The following is a 16,556-nucleotide window of genomic DNA, read 5'->3' as shown; positions in this document are numbered from 1 at the left end:
GCTCCACACTACATTATCATAATGACAAATTAACATAATCAGAACATACGGCGCCTTATGATTGTTTTCTCCTCGTTACAAATTCGTCGCGGCGTACGCGTCCTGCTGGATAACGCAACCGCCACCATCAACCCTGGGCAAAAAGTCGGTCTGGTGGGCAAAAACGGCTGCGGTAAATCCACCCTGCTTTCGCTTTTGAAAAACGAGATTAGCGCCGATGGTGGCACTATGACTTTTCCTGGCAACTGGCAGCTGGCGTGGGTTAACCAGGAAACCCCAGCGTTACCGCAACCAGCCATTGATTATGTCATTGATGGCGACCGCGAATTTCGCCAACTTGAGGCCGATTTAAACCAGGCCAATGAACGCAATGACGGTCACGCCATCGCGACGGTGCACGGTAAACTCGACGCTGTCGACGCCTGGACCATACGTTCGCGCGCGGCCAGTCTGTTGCATGGTCTGGGTTTCAGTAATGAACAGCTGGAGCAGCCGGTAAGCGACTTTTCCGGCGGCTGGCGTATGCGCCTGAATCTGGCACAGGCGCTAATTTGTCGCTCTGACCTGCTGTTACTTGATGAACCAACCAACCACCTTGACCTTGATGCGGTCATCTGGCTGGAAAAGTGGCTCAAAGGCTATGCTGGCACCCTGATTTTGATCTCTCACGATCGCGATTTCCTTGACCCCATCATCGACAAGATTATTCATATCGAGCAGCAGTCAATGTTCGAGTATACGGGCAACTACAGCTCATTTGAGATACAGCGCGCCACCCGCTTGTCACAGCAACAGGCAACATACGAAAGCCAGCAATTGCGCGTCGCTCATTTACAAAGCTATATCGATCGCTTCCGTGCGCAGGCTACCAAAGCTAAGCAGGCGCAGAGTCGTATCAAGATGCTTGAGCGCATGGAGCTTATCGCACCGGCCCACGTCGATAACCCGTTCCATTTTAGCTTCCGTGCACCGGAAAGCCTGCCCAACCCGCTACTGAAGATGGAAAAGGTCAGTGCCGGTTATGGCGAGCGAGTGATTCTCGACTCAATCAAGCTGAACCTGGTTCCGGGTTCACGCATCGGTCTGCTGGGGCGCAACGGTGCCGGTAAATCGACGTTGATAAAACTGCTGGCCGGTGAATTACAGCCGCTACGCGGTGAGATTGGCCTGGCGAAGGGAATCAAACTTGGCTACTTCGCTCAGCATCAGCTTGAGTTCCTGCGCGCTGACGAATCCCCGCTGCAGCATCTGGCCCGTCTGGCTCCTCAGGTGCTGGAACAGAAACTGCGCGACTATCTCGGCGGCTTTGGTTTTCAAAGCGACAAGGTCAATGAAGAGACACAGCGCTTCTCCGGCGGTGAAAAGGCGCGCCTGGTGCTGGCGTTAATCGTCTGGCAGCGGCCAAACCTGCTGCTGCTTGATGAACCGACTAACCACCTCGATCTCGATATGCGCCAGGCCTTAACCGAAGCGCTGATTGATTTTGAAGGCGCACTGGTGGTGGTCTCGCACGACCGCCATCTGATTCGCTCCACCACTGATGACCTCTATCTGGTACACGATAGTAAAGTCGAACCTTTTGACGGCGATCTGGAAGATTACCAGCAATGGCTAAGCGACTCGCAAAAGCAGGAAAGTCAGGCGTCAGAAGAATCAAAAGAGAGTGCCAATAGCGCTCAGGCGCGTAAAGATCAAAAACGCAAGGAAGCCGAGCTGCGCACGCAAACTCAGCCGCTGCGTAAAGAGATTGCTCGCCTGGAAAAGGAGATGGAGAAACTGAACGCCAGGCTAACGCAGGCGGAAGAGAAGCTGGGCGACAGCGGCTTATACGACCAAAGCCGCAAAGCAGAGCTTACCGAGTGTTTACAGCAACAAGCCAATGCAAAGTCCGGGCTTGAAGAGTGTGAAATGGCCTGGCTGGATGCCCAGGAACAGTTGGAGCAAATGCTGCAGGAAGGCTAATGTCTGATAGCTAACGGCACAAAAGGCGGGATAACCCGCCTTTTTTAATACCTCTCACCGAGGTTTAACGCTGCGCCGCCAACCGGGAACGTATCTGTTCAAGATGTTCGCGGCGGAACATTTTGCCATCGAGGAAGCGAGTTTTTAGCTCTCCCTGCAGTTCCTGTTCCAGGGTTTGTTCATCATGCAGTTGCAGCGCTCCCAGAGCATCGCGCTCAACCCGTAAAAGACCACGTGCCGAACGTTTCAGGCCATTGTCCGTTTTTGGCTCTTTGAAAATCATGCGCCCTTCGCCACTGACTTCCCCCCAGGTCGCTTTCATCGCAAAACCAAAGGTATCGCGCGTATTGTACTGGTAGGTAAAGGAGCCCACACCGAACACCACATTAGAACTGGCGAAACCCTTCGCTTCCAGGCGACGCATGATCTCATCGGCTCTGGCGAGAGTAATGGAATCACCGTAAATCAGGCCCACATGGGGATCCAATACCTTGTAGCCTTTATCATTTATTGTGCCGCCAAAAATCTCCCACAGCACCTCGACAGAGCCTTTCTCTTCTACACTTCGTTCAGTACGTACATCATCGCTAGCAGCAGTACCGCACAGGATCTCAACCGGATCACCACTATCCGGGCGGAACACAACCCGTCCCTGACGTTGCATAATGATCCCCTTGAGTTCACGGGTAAATTCGCTCAATACACGCCAGTAGTCCCAGGTATCAGAGACGATAGAAACAAATCCCTGCGGATAAATATCGGCAATCAGACGACGGAAGGTTTCTATCTCATGCTCACGCTCCCCCATACACATCACACTATGCTCAGTCGCTGGTATGCTGGCGCCGATAAAATAGTCTTCACTTTCGGTATAGTAATCGCGGGCATAGAGCAGTGCCGGAATGCTATCTGTCCCCTTGAAGCTTAACAAATGCCCACACCCCGCCTGGGCGGCATCCTGCAATCCGGCCATACCGCGAAATGAAAAATCGTGACACTGAAAATCGAGATGGGTCAGATCGCTACAGGTCTTTTCCGCCCAGCGTTCGCAGATTTTGCGATAGTGATGGGCAATAGTGGCATTGGTGGATGCCTTCCAAAGCTCTGCCGAAAGCACCGTTTCCAGGTAATTCACCAACCAGAAGAATTCTGCTTTCGTATTAATAATGGTCAATACCGGCACCTTCATCGGCACTTTTGTGCCTTCATCCAGCGATTTAATGTGCAGCGGCAGATAGCCCAGACGATGTAGGTCGCGAATATGATCCACCGGGACCGTATCGCGACCAAGATAACCATCCATGACCTGCTTATATTCGTTCACCACTTCATCTTCCGGACGAGCAAAAAATGCCTCGTTGAACTGATCAACAAGGAACCACTGCAAAAAACCCTGCAGACCGAAAAACACTAGCTTGCCATCTGCCAACGGCGACTGGAAAAAACGATCGCTGCGCGGAGTGAAGTTAGAATAGACCCGCGTTGTACCCTGAGGATATTGCGCACGGTGAGAAACTTTGTAGCCATCAATAGCCAGAATAGGGTTAATTTTCATGATAATTTCTCCCTTAAACGCAGTAGATCGCGTCAATGTCGATAAGTTCGAGCTGCGGATGTGCCAGCGTTGGAGCAGCCAAAGAAGTGGTGGTATAGATGGCATCAACGCCGTTGTTCAGCAGATGTTCAACGCCTTTTGAAAAAATGCCGTGCGTCACATACAGGCTAACGCTGCGGGCACCAGCATCGCGCAACACCTGCGCCGAACCGATAAAGGTGCCGCCAGCGTCGCATAAATCGTCAACAATCAGCAGATCCCTGCCCCTGACATCACCCGCAACCAGTGCAAAGCCTGTCAGGTTGCCGCTTGCCACATCACGCTTTTTGCTCAGAATGGCGTACTCCGAGACGCCTGTTGCTCTGGCGACGGCATCAATTTTTTTCAGCGCCCCCGCATCTGGCGCCACCAGCATTAGCGCCTTTTGCTGAAACCGATGGCATAGAGTCGTACTCTGCAACAGGCACCTCTCCTGTGGAATCGCCACAAAGTTATCTATTGCCGCCGCCGCAGCGTCGCTGTGCGGATCAAGCACTTTCACCTTATCGAACTTCAGCGTGTTGAGTTGAGTAGCGAAGACTCTCAGCGCAAAACTGTCACCAGCAACCATATGTCGGTCCTGACGCGCCCACGGTAGCCAGGGTAATTCGAGATGGCTGACCAGCACATCGGTCTGGTGACGGACCGCGTCCACCAGTTGCGCAAGCAACATAAAGTCGTTCATATCCTGCATCGCCACAGCGCGAATGCACATCAGGCGGGCAGAGGATGGCAACGGATTCGTCACCTTCAGCCAGACAGCGCCATCAGGGAAAACACCGTTGGCGATAGTGTAAGTCTGGTTATCCAGGGTTAACGTCAATTTCATACTCATCACTCTCCCCCTTCAATTATGTCCCTTCGACACAATTAATAATGTCCCTAAGACACATATTAAGCAAGCATAAAAATGCATTATTTCCATGAAAAGGTAATTTACTGATAAATAATAATAAAAAACGCAGCCTTGCTGCTCAGTGTCGGGCTGGTACACTGATGGCGTTCCAAATCATCGCGAGTAGCCTATGAACACCGAAGCCGACTATCTGAATCAATATGATGCCAGCCGCTTTCCCTCCCCTCTGGTGACGGTGGATAGCGTGTTATTCACGCTCCATCAACAAGAGCTGTGCGTCCTGCTGGTAGAGCGGGCAAACCACCCGCAGAAAGGGTATTGGGGATTGCCCGGCGGCTTTATTGATATGGCGCGCGATGACTCCACCCGCGCCACCGCGATGCGTAAGCTCACTGAGAAAACCGGGGTTTCCCCTTCATGGTTGGAACAGCTGGACACTTTTTCCGGGCCCGATCGCGACCCGCGCGGCTGGAGCCTGACTGTCACCTGGTTTGCTCTGATTGCCTGGGCAGACTGCGAACCACATATCGCCAGCGTCAGCGATGCCCGTTGGGTGCCAATTGCCAGGCTTGTCGACTATTCCCTGGCGTTCGATCACCAGAAAATCATCACCGCCGCCTTGCATCGCTTAAGGCAAAAAACCATGTATTCTTTACTGCCCGTATACTGCTTGCCGGAGACCTTCACCCATGGCCAACTACAGGAAGCGACGGAGGTAATCCTCGGTCAGTCCATACAACGTAAAAGCCTGATTCGCCGTTTTGAAGCGTCAGGGATGTTTGAAGAGACAGGTGAAAGCATGGCGACAGGCACAAGAAAGGCCCGCCTGTGGCGGCGAAAACCTGGGGTGGATATTCATCTTTTCTCACGCAATCTGCTTACCGATTAGCCACAAGACCACATATTGGCTAACCTGCACACTTCATGCGCGGTATAGTATGTATAAAGATTATTAATTGCTCTGGTGCTATGGTTGATATCACTCCCACAGAAATGACGCCCCCCGAAGACGACTCGCAGCAGTTTCACCCGATGCGCGGCGTTGGCAATCGTCATTTGCAAACCATGTTGCCGCGGCTAATCCGTCGCAAACTACGTTTCACTCCACACTGGCAGCGCCTTGAATTACCGGATGGCGACTTTGTCGATCTGGCGTGGAGCGAAGAACCATCTCAGGCTCGTCATAAACCGCGATTGGTGGTGTTTCATGGTCTTGAGGGCAGTCTGCACAGCCCTTATGCTCACGGACTCGTCCACGCGGCCATGCAGCGCGGCTGGCTGGGTGTGGTGATGCATTTTCGCGGCTGTAGTGGCGAACCCAACCGAAATAACCGTATCTACCATTCAGGCGAAACGGAAGACGGCTCCTGGTTTTTACGTTGGCTTCAGCGCGAATACGGCGACGTGCCAACTGCAGCGGTGGGTTACTCGCTCGGGGGCAATATGCTGGGCTGCCTGTTGGCGAAAGAAGGTGACGATGTTCCTGTCGATGCTGCCGTTATCGTCTCAGCGCCGTTTATGCTGGAAGCCTGTAGTTCTCATATGGATAAGGGGTTTTCCCGCGTTTATCAGCGTTATCTGCTCAATCTGCTGAAGGCGAATGCCGCGCGTAAGCTGAAAGCTTATCCGGGCTCTTTGCCGGTTGATTTACGCCAGCTAAAAGGTATGCGCCGCATCCGCGAATTTGACGATAGCATCACCGCCAGGATCCACGGTTTTGCCGATGCGCTAGACTACTATCGCCAGTGTAGTGCGATGCCGCGCTTAAGCGACATCACTAAACCAACGCTGATTATTCATGCGAAGGACGATCCTTTTATGGATCACCACTCCATCCCACCGCAAGAACAGCTACCGGCAAATGTCGAGTATCAACTTACAGAACATGGCGGCCATGTTGGTTTTGTCGGTGGTACGCTGCGTAAACCGGAAATGTGGTTAGAACAGCGAATCCCGGATTGGCTAACTCGCTGGTTAGGAGGGCAAATATGATTATTCCCTGGCAGGATCTCGATCCCGAAACGCTGGATAACCTGATTGAAAGTTTTGTATTACGCGAAGGCACCGATTATGGTGAACATGAACGTTCTCTGGCGGATAAAGTCGCCGATGTCAAACAACAGCTGAAAAGCGGAGAAGCCGCGCTGGTGTGGTCAGAGCTGCACGAGACGGTCAATATTATGCCCCGCAAGCAGTTTCACGGCTAAGGCGGCATCACACTATCGTTTACCCTGGGAGTTGTTATGTCTGCCAAACATCCGGTGATTGCCGTCACGGGCTCTAGCGGCGCGGGAACCACGACCACCAGCCTCGCCTTTCGCAAAATCTTCGCCCAGCTAAATCTCCACGCCGCCGAAGTGGAAGGCGATAGCTTTCACCGCTACACCCGCCCGGAAATGGACATGGCGATCCGCAAAGCGCGAGATCAGGGCAAACACATCAGCTACTTCGGTCCCGAGGCTAACGATTTCGGCCTGCTGGAGCAGACTTTCAGAGAATACGGGCTGAACGGTACAGGTCAGTCACGCAAGTATTTACACACCTATGATGAAGCTGTGCCGTGGAATCAGGTTCCTGGCACCTTCACTCCCTGGCAGTCTCTGCCCGAACCCACTGACGTGCTGTTTTATGAAGGCCTGCACGGCGGAGTTGTCACGCCCCAGCACAACGTCGCTGACCATGTTGACCTGCTGGTCGGGGTTGTGCCGATCGTTAACCTGGAGTGGATCCAGAAGCTTATCCGCGATACCAGCGAACGCGGCCACTCTCGTGAAGCGGTGATGGATTCCGTCGTTCGCTCGATGGAAGATTACATCAACTTCATCACCCCGCAGTTTTCACGCACTCACCTCAACTTCCAGCGCGTACCTACGGTGGATACGTCCAATCCATTTGCAGCCAAAGCAATCCCATCGCTGGATGAAAGCTTTGTCGTTATCCATTTTCGCAACTTACAGAATATCGATTTCCCCTGGCTACTGGCGATGCTTCAGGGCTCGTTTATCTCGCATATGAACACGCTAGTGGTACCGGGAGGGAAAATGGGGCTGGCCATGGAGCTTATCATGGCACCATTGGTCGAGCGGCTAATGGAAGGCAGGAAAATCAACTAACAAAAAACCCCGGTAGCGCAGCGCATCCCGGGGCGACGAGTTCGCGCAGTTCGGCTTATCCCTCGATCACTTCATAAGAGTGAGTTATGTTTACTGCTTTCTCCAGCATCAGCGCCACCGAGCAATATTTTTCCGCCGATAGGTCAACTGCGCGAGAAACGGCAGCATCTTTCAGCTCCTTACCAGTCACGATAAAATGCAGATTAATATGGGTAAACAGACGCGGTGCTTCCTCGCGACGCTCAGAAGTCAGCTTAACTTCGCAGTTAGTGACGTTATGGCGCCCCTTCTGCAGGATAGAAACCACGTCAATTGCGCTGCATCCGCCCGCCGCCATCAGTACCATTTCCATCGGGCTTGGCGCTTTATCCCCGGAATTACCGTCCATCAGAATCTGGTGACCAGAAGCCGACTCACCAATGAAGGTTAACCCTTCAACCCATTTCACTCGCGCTTGCATAAATTTAACTCCAGGGCTGTAATTTTCCTGACAGATTACGCGCACATAACAATTCTCGCAACGGAAGGCGACCTAGGTCATGCTGAAGCGAGACACCAGGAGACACGCGGCGAAAGCTATGCTAAAACAATCGGGATGCTACAGTAATACATTGATGTACTGCATGTATGCAGAGGAGTTCACATTACAGGCTGCAGAAAATTTTCAGCCAGATTCCCAGGTATAGGGATTTAATACGATTGCATGCCCGGATGCCGTGTAGTGTCGGCGCCCGGAGATAGCTTATAACAGAGGATAACCGCGCATGGTGCTTGGCAAACCGCAAACAGACCCTACCCTTGAATGGTTCTTGTCTCATTGCCACATTCATAAGTACCCCTCAAAGAGCACGCTGATCCACCAGGGTGAGAAAGCAGAAACGTTGTACTACATCGTTAAAGGCTCCGTGGCTGTACTCATCAAGGATGAAGAAGGTAAAGAGATGATCCTCTCTTACCTCAACCAGGGCGATTTCATCGGTGAATTAGGCCTGTTTGAAGAAGGTCAGGAACGTAGTGCATGGGTACGTGCGAAAACCGCATGTGAAGTGGCCGAAATCTCCTACAAAAAATTCCGTCAGCTAATCCAGGTTAACCCGGACATCCTGATGCGTCTCTCTTCGCAAATGGCACGTCGCCTGCAGGTTACGTCAGAGAAAGTCGGTAACCTCGCCTTCCTTGACGTTACCGGCCGTATCGCTCAGACGCTGCTGAACCTGGCAAAACAGCCTGATGCGATGACCCACCCGGACGGTATGCAAATTAAAATTACCCGTCAGGAAATCGGTCAGATCGTTGGATGCTCCCGCGAAACCGTTGGCCGTATCCTGAAAATGCTGGAAGATCAAAACCTGATCTCCGCGCACGGCAAAACTATCGTCGTCTACGGTACCCGTTAAGTCGGCAAAACGGCGTATTGCATGGCAATACGCCGTTTTTGTTTCCCCCTCATGTGGCGCAGGCTGATTTACCACCCGGAAGTCAACTACGCACTGCGGCAAACGCTGGTGTTGTGTCTGCCGGTCGCAGTTGGACTTATTCTCGGACATTTACAGCAGGGCTTACTTTTTTCCCTGGTACCAGCCTGTTGCAACATTGCCGGTCTGGACACACCACATAAGCGCTTCTTTAAACGCCTGATTATTGGCGGCTGCCTGTTTGCTGGCTGTAGCCTGATTGTCCAGCTCCTGCTGCAACGCGAGATCCCTCTACCGCTTATTCTCACTGGCCTGGCGCTCATCCTCGGCGTTACTGCCGAAATCAGTTCACTGCACGCAAGACTCCTCCCCGCCTCGCTTATCGCAGCGATTTTTACACTAAGTCTCGCGGGCAACATGCCAATCTGGGAACCACTGCTAATCTACGCGCTCGGCACCTTATGGTATGGCGTCTTTAACTGGTTCTGGTTTTGGCTATGGCGCGAACAACCGCTGCGCGAGTCGCTGAGCCTGCTCTACCGCGAACTGGCTAACTATTGCGAGGCCAAATACAGCCTGCTGACCCAGCATACGGACCCGGCCACCTCGCTGCCGCCGCTACTTAACCGCCAGCAGAAAGTGGTTGATCTGATTACCCAGTGTTACCAGCAGATGCATATGCTGGCGGCCAATCAACGCAACGACCACAAACGTCTGTTGCGCGCTTTTCAGGTGGGGTTGGATTTACAGGAGCATATCTCCGTTAGCCTGCATCAGCCGGAAGAAGTGCAGAAACTGGTGGAACGCAGTCACGCAGAAGCAGTGATTCGCTGGAATGCGCAAACCGTTGCCGCCCGCCTGCGTGAGTTGGCGGACGATCTTCTCTACCATCGTTACCCACAGCGCTTTCAGATGGATAAACAGATCGGCGCGCTGGAAAAAATTGCCTGGCAACATCCGGATAACCCGGTCGGCCAGTTCTGCGCCTGGCACTTCAGCCGTATAGCCCGGGTTCTGCGTACCCAGCGTCCTCTGTACACGCGTAACTTGATGGCGGATAAAACCCGACGTTTACCCCTGCTGCCAGCGCTGAGAAGCTACCTGTCGTTTAAATCTCCGGCGTTACGCAACGCCGCGCGCATCAGCGTAATGCTGAGCGCCGCCAGCCTGATGGGCAGCGCATTGCATCTGCCGAAACCCTACTGGATCCTGATGACGGTGCTTTTCGTGACGCAAAACGGCTACGGTGCGACGCGAGTGCGCATTGTTCACCGGGCGGCTGGAACGATTGCCGGACTGGTTATCGCCGGGCTGACGCTACACTTCCACGTGCCTGAAGGCTATACGCTGACCGCCATGCTCTTCATCACACTGCTAAGCTACCTGATTATTCGTAAGAACTACGGCTGGGCAATGGTTGGTTTTACCGTCACGGCGGTTTATACCCTGCAATTACTCACGCTAAACGGTGAGCAGTTTATCATCGCCAGATTAATCGACACGCTTATTGGCTGTCTGATCGCTTTTGGTGGGATGGTTTGGCTATGGCCGCAGTGGCAAAGCGGTCTGCTACGCAAAAATGCCCACGACGCGCTGGAAGCCGATCAGGAAGCGATCCGGCTCATTCTTAGCGACGACCATCAGGCTCCGGCGCTGGCCTATCAGCGAATGCGCGTTAATCAGGCGCACAATGCGCTGTTTAACTCACTCAATCAGGCGATGCAGGAACCGGGCTTTAATTCGCACTATCTGGAAGATATGAAGCTGTGGGTAACCCATAGCCAGTTCATTGTTGAACACATCAATGCGATGACCACCCTGGCGCGCGAGCACAATATGCTGACGCCGGATCTGGCTCAGCGTTATCTGGAGTCCTGTGAGATTGCGCTACAGCGCTGTCAGCAACGGCTGGATTCAGATGGGCCGGGGAGCGCTGGGGATGTGAATATTATGGAGGCCCAGGATGCGGAAGTCCCTCGCGGCCCGCTCAGCACCATGGAACAGCATCTGCAGCGCATTCTGGGTCACCTGAACACCATGCACACCATTTCGTCGGTGGCATGGCGTCAGCGTCCGCATCATGGTATCTGGCTACGCACCACTAAGCGCTAAGCACACGCTCAACGGCCTGGGCAAAGCGCGCCATTCCTTCGGCAATATCGCTATCGTCAATCACTAGCGACGGCACAAAGCGCATGACGTCAGGCCCGGCGTTGAGCACCATCACGCCAGCGTCTGCGGCAGCATAAAGGAAGTCGCGCGCCCGGCCCTGATGCTGCGGCTTAAGCTCAGCACCGATTAGCAACCCCATTCCGCGGATATCGCTAAACAAATCGAACTGCGCGTCAATCTGCTGGAGATGTTTAACAAACAGCTCACGCTTCGCACTCACACCATCCAATACTTCTGGCGTGTTAATCAGATCGAACGCCGCCCCGCCCACCGCGCAGGCCAGCGGATTACCTCCATAGGTTGAGCCGTGAGAACCCGCGTGGAAAGCGCTGGCAATTTCATGAGTGGTTAGCATCGCGCTAATCGGGAAGCCACCGCCAAGCGCCTTAGCGCTGGTCAGAATATCCGGCGTCACGCCGTAGTGCATATAAGCGAACAGCGAGCCCGTACGTCCCATACCGCACTGCACTTCATCAAACACTAACAGTGCCTGATGCTGATCGCACAGTTCACGCAACCCATGCAGGAATTCAGGCGTCGCCGCAGTCACGCCTCCCTCGCCCTGAATCGGCTCTACCACTACCGCGCAGGTATGATCGTCCATGACGGCTTTCACCGCGTGCAAATCGTTAAACGGCACGTGAACGATATCAGCCGGTTTCGGGCCAAAGCCATCAGAGTATTTCGGCTGACCGCCTACGGAGACGGTGAACAGCGAACGACCATGGAACGCATTGTGGAAGGCGATGATTTTGGTTTTATACGGGCTATGGCGAGTCACGGTGTAATGACGTGCCAGCTTGAACGCGGTTTCGTTAGCTTCTGTCCCGGAGTTCATAAACACCACGCGATCGGCAAAAGTCGCATCGACCAGCTTACGCCCCAGGCGCAGGGCCGGTTCGTTGGTAAAAACATTACTGGTATGCCACAGGGTTTCGCCCTGCTCATGCAGTGCCGCCACCAGCGCCGGATGGCAATGACCGAGCGCGGTCACGGCAATACCGCCTGCGAAATCAACGTACTCTTTGCCCTGCTGATCCCATACGCGGCTACCCTTACCCTTCACCGGAATAAATTCTGCCGGTGCATAAATCGGCAAAATGACCTCATCGAATGTGGCGCGGGTGATTGCCGGTTGTTCAGTTGCCATGTCATGCCCATCCTTCTTCGTTATGCAGCAATGGTTATGATAATCTAATCACAAAATATGCATAAAAAATCAATCAATGGCAACTACAAATCAACGGTGGAGGAAATTTGCCAGCAGTTGATGCCCCTGCTCGCTAAGAATGCTCTCCGGGTGAAACTGCACGCCTTCGAGATCAAACTCGCGATGGCGAATCCCCATGATCTCGCCCTCTTCGCTGCGGGCGGTGATCTCAAAGCATTCCCCTAGCGTTGGGGGATCGATTAATAAGGAGTGGTAGCGAGTAACGATGAGTGGATTATTCAACCCAGCAAACACCCCTTGTCCATTGTGAATGACAGGGGACGTTTTGCCATGCATCACTTTGGCAGCCCGCACGATGGTCGCGCCGAAAACCTGCGCGATAGCCTGATGGCCGAGGCAAACGCCCAGGAGCGGAGTCTTGCCGGAAAAGTGGCGAATCACCGCCAGCGAAATCCCTGATTCATCAGGGGTACAGGGGCCCGGCGAAATAACGATTTTCTCCGGCGCCAGCGCGATAATCTCCTCCAACGTCAACTCATCATTACGCCTGACAAGGACTTCCGCTCCCAGCTCGCAGAAGTACTGATACAAATTCCAGGTGAAAGAATCATAGTTGTCGATAAGCAGGATCATGGCGGCTCCGGAAGTTACAAACCGGGGTATTCTACGCAGATTCTCGGGTTTCGCTTATTACTTTATCTGGCGGGAGAAAGCAGCGCGGGCTTGGTGCCCGCGCGGGATATATATTTTACGGCAGCACTTTCGCCGACAGAATAACAATCGGTTTAGACGGAACATTTTGATAAGGCCCAACGTTATGGGTCTGTACCTGAGAAATCTTATCCGCAACGTCCATACCTTTCACGACCTTGCCGAAGACCGCATAGCCAAAATCGCGCTGGCCGTGGTCGAGGAAGGCGTTATCCGCAATGTTGATAAAGAACTGGCTGGTCGCGCTGTCCCGATCGGCAGTGCGCGCCATGGCGATGGTTCCACGGGTATTACGCAGACCGTTGTCGGCTTCGTTTTTAATCGGCGGGTTAGGCTGCTTTTGCTGCATCTGCTCGTTAAAGCCGCCGCCCTGCACCATAAAGCCCGGGATCACGCGGTGAAAGGTGGTGTTGTTATAGAAACCACTGTTGACGTACTTCAGGAAGTTATCCACCGAAATGGGTGCCTTCTGGCTATTCAGCTCAAGCTCAATATTGCCCGCAGAGGTGGTCAGCAACACATGAGGGTCGCCCTTCGCCGCCATGGCTGGGGAAAATGCTGAAAAGGCGAAAACGGCAGCCACCGCCACGAGAGTTGATTTGAGCATGGAAATTCCTTAACGGAGCAGAATAAAAAGCGAGTGCCTTGATTCTAAAGAGCCTTTGCATCCTGGGCCAGCCTTTTACCTAATTTTACTTAGCTGAAACACTTGTTACGATGCAATCATTAATCCACTGAATAATTAAATGTGATTTCAATCACATTTATTCATGCAAAAAGATATACATTTCAGAATAAACATTTAATTACATCACGCAAACGAATAAAATCTGTCCGCCCGGCGCAGATTCAACGCGCTATACATTTCTATTCACAGGCCAGTCATGACTAACAGCAACCGCATCAAGCTCACATGGATCAGCTTTTTCTCCTACGCCCTGACCGGCGCGTTGGTGATTGTCACCGGGATGGTGATGGGAAACATCGCAGATTATTTCCATCTGCCCGTTTCCAGTATGAGCAACACCTTTACTTTCCTCAACGCCGGTATCCTGATTTCTATCTTCCTGAATGCCTGGCTGATGGAAATCGTTCCGCTGAAAACCCAACTGCGCTTTGGCTTTATCTTGATGGTGCTGGCCGTCGCCGGTTTGATGTTTAGCCACAGCCTGGCGCTGTTCTCTGCCTCAATGTTCGTACTTGGGCTGGTCAGCGGGATCACCATGTCGATTGGTACCTTCCTGATCACCCATATGTATGAAGGTCGTCAGCGCGGCGCGCGCCTGCTTTTTACCGACTCCTTCTTCAGCATGGCGGGAATGATTTTCCCGATGCTTGCCGCATACCTGCTGGCACGAAGCATCGAGTGGTACTGGGTGTACGCCTGCATCGGTCTGGTTTATGTGGCTATTTTCGTACTGACTTTCGGCTGTGAATTCCCGGTACTAGGTAAAAAAGCGCCGCTGGACAGCCAGCCGGTAGCAAAAGAGAAATGGGGTATCGGCGTACTGTTTCTCTCCATTGCCGCACTCTGTTACATCCTCGGCCAGTTGGGCTTTATCTCCTGGGTGCCGGAATACGCCAAAAGTCTGGGCATGAGCCTGGGTGATGGGGGCAAACTGGTGAGTGATTTCTGGATGTCGTACATGATTGGCATGTGGTCATTCAGCTTTATCCTGCGCTTCTTTGACCTGCAACGTATTCTGACCGTGCTGGCAGGCGCGGCGACGATCCTGATGTATCTGTTTATTAACGGTTCGCCGGAGCATATGCCGTGGTTTATCCTGACCCTCGGCTTCTTCTCAAGCGCAATCTACACCTCCATTATTACGCTAGGCTCGCAGCAGACCAGAGTATCATCGCCAAAGCTGGTGAACTTCATTCTCACCTGCGGTACCGTCGGCACCATGTTGACCTTTGTGGTTACCGGTCCAATCGTTGCCGCCAGCGGCCCGCTGGCAGCGTTGCATACTGCTAACGGCCTCTATGCCATAGTATTTGTGATGTGCGTGATCCTCGGCTTTGTTTCCCGCCACCGCCAGAACAACGCAGCAGCGTAATCTCACTAAGCCTCAGACCCCTTTGTTCCGACAAAGGGGCTGTTTTTGGTAAAGAATAGCTCTTCCCCTCCCTTGTCCGTCTGCACCCAGGTCTGCGCTAATTGCGTCGTGGCGATGACTCTCCCCTGACGAATTGACCAACGAACTGGCACCTGGCAGCGCACGGCTTCAAAACCATTCTCCGCAGGCAGAATCACCAGATTCGCCGGATTTCCGGGCACAATACCGTAATCGCTCAGGCCAAACGTGCGTGCGCTGTTTTCCGTCACCAGTTTCAGCCCATCGTTAATTTGCTGATATCCCATCATCTGGCAAACGTGCAGCCCCATATGCAGCACCTGCAGCATGTTGCCGGTACCCAGCGGATACCACGGGTCAAACACATCATCATGACCAAAACAGACGTTAATTCCCGCCGCCATCAACTCCTTCACGCGGGTAATACCACGGCGCTTCGGATAGTCATCAAAACGTCCCTGGAGGTGGATATTAACCAACGGATTAGCGACGAAGTTAATGCCGGACAGCTTGAGTAAACGGAAAAGACGTGATGTGTAAGCACCGTTATAGGAGTGCATAGCGGTGGTATGGCTGGCGGTCACCTGCGGCCCAATCCCCTCTTTTAACGCCAGGGCCGCCACGGTTTCAACGAATCTTGACTGTTCATCGTCGATTTCATCGCAGTGGATATCCAGGGGCCGTTGGTATTTTTTCGCCAGGCGGAAAGCGATATGCAGAGATTCCACACCATATTCACGCGTGAATTCAAAATGAGGAATCGCGCCCACGACATCAGCCCCCAGACGCAGCGCCTCTTCCAGCAGAGCCTCTCCATTGGGGTAGGAGAGAATCCCCTCTTGTGGGAAGGCAACAATCTGCAAATCTACCCATGGCGCAACCTCCTTTTTCACCTCCAGCATCGCTTTAAGTGCGGTGAGCGTGGGGTCAGAAACATCGACGTGGGTACGCACAAACTGGATGCCGTTAGCAATTTGCCATTTCAGCGTCTTCCATGCGCGAGCTTTAACATCTTCATGGCTCAGTAAAGCCTTACGCTCCGCCCAGCGCTCAATGCCTTCAAACAGAGTCCCGGACTGATTCCAGTTAGGCTCCCCGGCGGTTTGGGTGGTATCGAGGTGGATATGCGGTTCAATAAAAGGAGGAATAGCCAATCCGCCGCGCGCATTCAGCACCTCATAACTCTCATTGCGCGCCTCGCCCATTGGGGTTATATCCCCGAAGCACCCCTTGTCTATCGCTATCTGCCAAAGACCTTCGCGATCGGGCAGGCGAACGTTCTCAATCAACCAAAGCGACGCTGCTGTCATACCAATGACCCTCGTTAAACATTGCTAAAGATTCACTCAACCTTGTGCCGATTTCTTCTGCTGATTTTGTACACAAAAAAAGCAAAAAGGAAAAGTTAGTGTTTTCCAATACTTATAAAAATGCTGACAAATCAAAAATATACCACTTAAGTAGTAGGTAAAGGTGTAATTGAT

General features: G+C 52.9%; 15 protein-coding genes. 8 read left to right on the top strand and 7 right to left on the bottom strand.

The annotated features are described in order from the left end of the window. The first annotated feature begins 57 nt into the window (after positions 1-57). Positions 58-1,962: an ABC transporter ATP-binding protein gene (locus tag DA718_RS02420; protein ID WP_112214743.1), complete on the top strand. Its 1,905-nt coding sequence runs from the start codon at positions 58-60 to the stop codon at positions 1,960-1,962. A 64-nt stretch (positions 1,963-2,026) separates the two neighbouring features. On the opposite strand, the gene DA718_RS02415 is transcribed toward DA718_RS02420, so the two are convergent. Together DA718_RS02415 and prs are read right to left on the bottom strand one after the other, a co-directional pair. Beyond that, positions 2,027-3,517, bottom strand: coding sequence for a nicotinate phosphoribosyltransferase (locus DA718_RS02415; RefSeq protein ID WP_112214744.1), 1,491 nt, complete (start codon positions 3,515-3,517; stop codon positions 2,027-2,029). Between the two features lie 13 nt (positions 3,518-3,530). Continuing rightward, positions 3,531-4,391, bottom strand: coding sequence for a ribose-phosphate diphosphokinase (gene prs / locus DA718_RS02410; RefSeq protein WP_112214745.1), 861 nt, complete (start codon positions 4,389-4,391; stop codon positions 3,531-3,533). Between the two features lie 190 nt (positions 4,392-4,581). Between prs and DA718_RS02405 the strand changes: the two genes are divergently transcribed. The 4 genes from DA718_RS02405 to DA718_RS02390 all read left to right on the top strand — a co-directional run bounded on the left by DA718_RS02405 (position 4,582) and on the right by DA718_RS02390 (position 7,525). After that, positions 4,582-5,301, top strand: a complete 720-nt coding sequence (locus tag DA718_RS02405) for an NUDIX domain-containing protein (protein WP_112214746.1) — start codon at positions 4,582-4,584, stop codon at positions 5,299-5,301. Between the two features lie 143 nt (positions 5,302-5,444). Continuing rightward, positions 5,445-6,404, top strand: coding sequence for a hydrolase (locus DA718_RS02400; protein ID WP_267285567.1), 960 nt, complete (start codon positions 5,445-5,447; stop codon positions 6,402-6,404). Then, a complete protein-coding gene (locus tag DA718_RS02395; RefSeq protein WP_110274983.1) occupies positions 6,401-6,619 on the top strand; it encodes a YheU family protein in 219 nt (72 codons plus the stop codon). The genes DA718_RS02400 and DA718_RS02395 overlap by 4 nt, the downstream gene beginning before the upstream one ends. A 36-nt stretch (positions 6,620-6,655) precedes the next feature. Beyond that, complete coding sequence (locus DA718_RS02390) at positions 6,656-7,525, top strand: phosphoribulokinase (RefSeq protein WP_110274982.1); 870 nt, start codon at positions 6,656-6,658, stop codon at positions 7,523-7,525. Positions 7,526-7,580: 55 nt separating this feature from the next. On the opposite strand, the gene DA718_RS02385 is transcribed toward DA718_RS02390, so the two are convergent. After that, the gene (locus DA718_RS02385; RefSeq protein ID WP_004106401.1) at positions 7,581-7,985 is read right to left on the bottom strand and encodes an OsmC family protein; all 405 of its coding nucleotides are present in this window, start codon (positions 7,983-7,985) and stop codon (positions 7,581-7,583) included. Between the two features lie 304 nt (positions 7,986-8,289). Between DA718_RS02385 and crp the strand changes: the two genes are divergently transcribed. Both crp and DA718_RS02375 read left to right on the top strand, forming a co-directional pair. Further along, positions 8,290-8,922, top strand: coding sequence for a cAMP-activated global transcriptional regulator CRP (crp, locus tag DA718_RS02380; protein WP_000242758.1), 633 nt, complete (start codon positions 8,290-8,292; stop codon positions 8,920-8,922). 51 nt (positions 8,923-8,973) lie between these two features. Then, positions 8,974-11,052, top strand: a complete 2,079-nt coding sequence (locus DA718_RS02375) for a YccS/YhfK family putative transporter (protein ID WP_112214748.1) — start codon at positions 8,974-8,976, stop codon at positions 11,050-11,052. Here DA718_RS02375 and argD read toward each other — a convergent pair. The 3 genes from argD to ppiA form a co-directional block, all read right to left on the bottom strand. Further along, positions 11,042-12,262 (bottom strand): bifunctional acetylornithine/succinyldiaminopimelate transaminase, encoded by a 1,221-nt coding sequence (gene argD, locus DA718_RS02370; RefSeq protein WP_112214749.1) that lies wholly within the window; start codon positions 12,260-12,262, stop codon positions 11,042-11,044. The two genes, DA718_RS02375 and argD, sit on opposite strands and share 11 nt — an antisense overlap. Positions 12,263-12,352: 90 nt before the next feature. Further along, positions 12,353-12,916 (bottom strand): aminodeoxychorismate synthase component 2, encoded by a 564-nt coding sequence (gene pabA / locus DA718_RS02365; RefSeq protein WP_112214750.1) that lies wholly within the window; start codon positions 12,914-12,916, stop codon positions 12,353-12,355. Positions 12,917-13,031: 115 nt separating this feature from the next. Continuing rightward, on the bottom strand, positions 13,032-13,601 hold the full coding sequence (gene ppiA, locus DA718_RS02360; protein ID WP_112214751.1) for a peptidylprolyl isomerase A: 570 nt from the start codon (positions 13,599-13,601) through the stop codon (positions 13,032-13,034). Between the two features lie 277 nt (positions 13,602-13,878). On the opposite strand from ppiA, the gene tsgA reads away from it, so the two are divergent. Next, the gene (gene tsgA, locus DA718_RS02355) at positions 13,879-15,054 is read left to right on the top strand and encodes an MFS transporter TsgA (protein ID WP_112214752.1); all 1,176 of its coding nucleotides are present in this window, start codon (positions 13,879-13,881) and stop codon (positions 15,052-15,054) included. A gap of 5 nt (positions 15,055-15,059) precedes the next feature. Here the strand turns inward: tsgA and DA718_RS02350 are convergent, their stop codons facing one another. Continuing rightward, positions 15,060-16,382 carry a cytosine deaminase gene (locus DA718_RS02350; protein WP_112214753.1) on the bottom strand — a complete coding sequence of 441 codons (1,323 nt, stop codon included), beginning with the start codon at positions 16,380-16,382 and terminating at the stop codon, positions 15,060-15,062. Positions 16,383-16,556: the final 174 nt, after the last annotated feature.

The sequence above is a fragment of the Klebsiella huaxiensis genome, from assembly GCF_003261575.2.
Taxonomy (GTDB): Bacteria; Pseudomonadota; Gammaproteobacteria; order Enterobacterales; family Enterobacteriaceae; genus Klebsiella; species Klebsiella huaxiensis.
Note: the sequence above shows the minus strand (reverse complement) of the source record. Positions and strands in the feature narration are given on the sequence as shown.